General features: G+C 42.4%; 2 protein-coding genes and 1 other RNA gene. 2 read left to right on the top strand and 1 reads right to left on the bottom strand.

All coding sequences use genetic code 11. From position 1 onward, the window contains the following. Positions 1–168, bottom strand: a 168-nt coding sequence (locus tag CXF78_RS00300; RefSeq protein WP_308302228.1) for an SRPBCC family protein, incomplete at its 3' end; no start/stop codon positions are given. 251 nt (positions 169–419) lie between these two features. Between CXF78_RS00300 and smpB the strand changes: the two genes are divergently transcribed. Both smpB and ssrA read left to right on the top strand, forming a co-directional pair. After that, entirely contained in the window at positions 420–908 is a 489-nt protein-coding gene (gene smpB, locus CXF78_RS00295; RefSeq protein ID WP_011636568.1) for an SsrA-binding protein SmpB, read from the top strand. Positions 909–1,053: 145 nt separating this feature from the next. After that, positions 1,054–1,409, top strand: a transfer-messenger RNA (tmRNA) gene (gene ssrA, locus CXF78_RS00290). The last annotated feature ends 65 nt before the right edge of the window (positions 1,410–1,474 follow it).

Below are 1,474 nucleotides of genomic sequence, written 5' to 3'. Positions count from 1 at the left end.
CGCCTTACTGACATCAACCGATGCCACCATAGTTTGACCATCAAACTCAAGCACCTTACCACCGACACAGCCCGGTAGAAAAGCATGATACGATTCAACATCATTGACTAAATCATACATCTGTAAGGCACTAAATCTAACCAGCATACTTTTGGAAATCTTGGGCATCTGACATCACTATCGTTAATACAATAGTGCGATTTTATCACGTTAAATAAAAAAGGCATCTCCAAGAGCGTTAAATCACGTTGGAAATAACACAATCACCAAGAAACTGGGTATAATCGTTGAAATATCAAAAATCTCCCCCATATCTATTAGTTAATAGTATTAGCATAATAGAGTTTATCAAATGGGCTCACTGCGGGTTGTCCAGCACCATCCTTCAGGTCAATAACGGCAATCAGAACGGTAATAATATGGTAAAAAAGAAATCAGCAAACGCCTCAGCGAGCATCGCACGCAATAAACGCGCGACCTTTGAATACCGCATAGAAGACAAAATCGAAGCGGGATTACAACTTATGGGCTGGGAAGTTAAGTCCATTCGCATGGGTAAAGTAAATTTATCTGATTGTTATGTCTATATTAAAGAGGGTGAAGCCTTTATGCATGGTTGTACTATTCAACCACTTAATACCGCTTCAACCCATGTAATATGTGATCCAATCAGAACCAAAAAACTGCTATTAAAGCGCAGTGAAATTGACAAACTTGCCGGCCTAATTGAACGTCAAGGCTACACCTTGGTACCATTATCAATGTACTGGCGCAAAGGTGCCTGGGTAAAAGTCGAAATTGGCTTAGGTAAAGGTAAAAAAGATCACGACAAACGTGAAGACACCAAAGAACGCGAGTGGAAAATTGAAAAAGCTCGTGTGATGAAAAAAGACAAAGAAAACGCTTAATCTCGTTGATAGGCCACTGAAACGATTAAAATTGATAAGTTGTTATTGAACACAGGCCTATAACGAACAGATAGTGAACAAACGATTATATTTTGTTAATGGATACTAGGTATTCATCTAACAAAGCGTTATAGTTAACTCAATTGGGGGCGATTCTGGATTCGACAGGATTCACGAAACCCAAGGAGCATGTCGAGGGGCGGTTGGCCTCGTAAAAAGCCGCACCGTTATAGTTGCAAACGACTCTAACTACTCTCTAGCAGCTTAGGCTAGCTAGCCATCAACCACACGTTTCGCACGTGGACAGTGGATTCTGATGGTCATATTACAGTGTGCTAGCGAGGGAACTCCGTCCGGGGGTGAACCGCGAAACAGTACCGGACTCACCAAGTAGCATCCTGTCTTTCGGAGACTGCTTGGTTAAATAAAAGAGAGACTAAACATGTAGTGCCGAGGATGTAGGCTTTCTGGACGCGGGTTCAAGTCCCGCCGCCTCCACCAATTAAAACAAAGGGTTAGCCGAAAGGCTAACCCTTTTTCTTTGCCTAATGGCGGCAAAGTGGCGA

Origin of the sequence: Shewanella sp. 11B5 (assembly GCF_002836795.1) — a bacterium.
GTDB classification, from domain to species: domain Bacteria; phylum Pseudomonadota; class Gammaproteobacteria; order Enterobacterales; family Shewanellaceae; genus Shewanella; species Shewanella frigidimarina.
The sequence above is the reverse complement of the archived record's forward strand: the minus strand, read 5'-3'. Positions and strand labels throughout refer to the sequence as shown.